The 1,690-nt window shown below is 72.8% G+C and carries 2 protein-coding genes; one reads left to right on the top strand and one right to left on the bottom strand.

All coding sequences use genetic code 11. The features are described from left to right. Positions 1-1,132: cytochrome P450 (locus tag GTW43_RS04780; RefSeq protein WP_161300360.1), on the bottom strand; the 1,132-nt coding region annotated here is incomplete at its 3' end. A 192-nt stretch (positions 1,133-1,324) separates the two neighbouring features. Between GTW43_RS04780 and GTW43_RS04775 the strand changes: the two genes are divergently transcribed. Continuing rightward, positions 1,325-1,690, top strand: a 366-nt coding sequence (locus tag GTW43_RS04775) for a PAS domain-containing protein (protein WP_161300359.1), incomplete at its 3' end; no start/stop codon positions are given.

Below are 1,690 nucleotides of genomic sequence, written 5' to 3'. Positions count from 1 at the left end.
TGGGGTTGTCGCCCCACTCCGGGCGGCGGTGCAGCATCGGCGCGAGCACCGTGATGCCCTGCCCGGCGCGCACGGGGACGCGTCCACCGAGCAGCGTGTCCTCTCGGGCCTCTCGGCTGAACGCTGCGGCGGTGGGCCACAGCCGCAGCGCCTCGTTGAGCACCTGCCGGGTGTAGGTGAGCTTCCCCACCTCGTCGAAGTCGGGCGCGGGGTCGGGTGTGTCGCCCCACAGGGCGTCGACCTCGCGGCACACGAGGTCGAGGACGGCCGGATTCTTGGCGAGGTGGTAGAGCGCGAAGGACATCGCGCCGGAGGTCGTCTCGTGTCCGGCGATGAGGAACGTGATGACCTGGTTGCGGATGTTGGCGGTGTCCAGGGTGGAGCCGTCGCGGGGGTGTTCGGCGGTGAGCATCAGGCCGAGCAGGTCGTCGGCCTGCGACGTGCCCTCCTCGACCCGGGCGCTGATGACCTCGTCGACGACCTGGGCGAGGTATCCCGCGTCGGCGCGGAAGGCGTCGTCGACCGCGGTGTGGTCGCCGCCCGGGGTGCGCGCGAGGCGCTTCATGCTCCACTCCAGGCAGCGGACCATCGACTCGACGAACGGGTGCGGCTCGTCCGCGTCGAACGACCCGAAGTCGTAGCCGAAACCGGCGAGTCCGATGGTGTCGAGCGTCATCCGGGTCATGTCGCCCGGCACGTCGACCGGTCGGCCGTCGTGCGCGGCGCGGTCCCAGGCGTCGACGAGCCGGCGGGCGACCCGGTACATCACCGGGTGGTAGGTGCGCATCGAACCGAGCGCGAAGGCCGGCATGAGGATGTCGTGGGCGCGGGCCCAGTTCGGCTCCTCGTTGTAGGCGGTGAAGAGGCCGTCGGCGGCGAACGCCCGGACGTTCTCCAGCGCGGGCCCGATGTGCTTGGCGAACCGGGACTCGTCGGCCAGGTCCGTGACGAGGTCGAGGTCGGCGACGAAGAGCGCGTCGCGGCCGTGCAGCCGGCGCACGAGCGCGGGCCCGTGCTCCCGCATCAGGCTCATCATCTGCTGGATCGGGGCCGGGCCCGGGCCCGTGGCGGAGATGTCGACGAGCGGGAGCGCGTCGGTGGTGACCGGCGGGACCGGCGTGGGGTGCGGCATGGTGGGGCGGCTGCCTTTCACGGTGGGGGGCGGCTCCTCCAGCCTGGTCCCGCTCCCCCGCTGGTCGGCGGCGGTGCACTACATGATTGTGTAGGCACCGACGGCGCGCCGCGGTTGTGCGCGCGGGCCGTCCGTGCCTGCACGACGGGAAGGGGTGCGCCGGTGGACGCGGTGGTGTGGCGCAATCGTGCGATGGTGCTGTTCGACCGCATCCCGATGCCGGTCGCGATCTGTGATCCGTACGGCACGGTGCGGCTGGCCAACGCCGCGCTCGCCGCCCAGTGGGGCACGACGCCCGGCCGTCTCAAGGGGCGCGCCCTGCTGGAGATGTTCCCTCCGCGCGACGCGGCACAGGTCGACCGGATCGCGCAGGCCCTGCGGCTGCGCCGCCGCTCGCGCTACACCGTGGCGGTGACCTGGCAGGACTCCGGCGGTACGCACCGGCACGGCGAGCTGATCGTCGACCCGGTGAGCGACACCCCCGACCGGTTGCCGGACCTGCTGGTGATGCTGCGCGTGACCGGGACCGCACCGGAGCAGCGGCCCGCCACCGCCCGA

The organism is Streptomyces sp. SID5785, from assembly GCF_009870065.1.
GTDB lineage: Bacteria > Actinomycetota > Actinomycetes > Streptomycetales > Streptomycetaceae > Streptomyces.
This window is presented reverse-complemented; position numbering and strand designations above follow the sequence as displayed.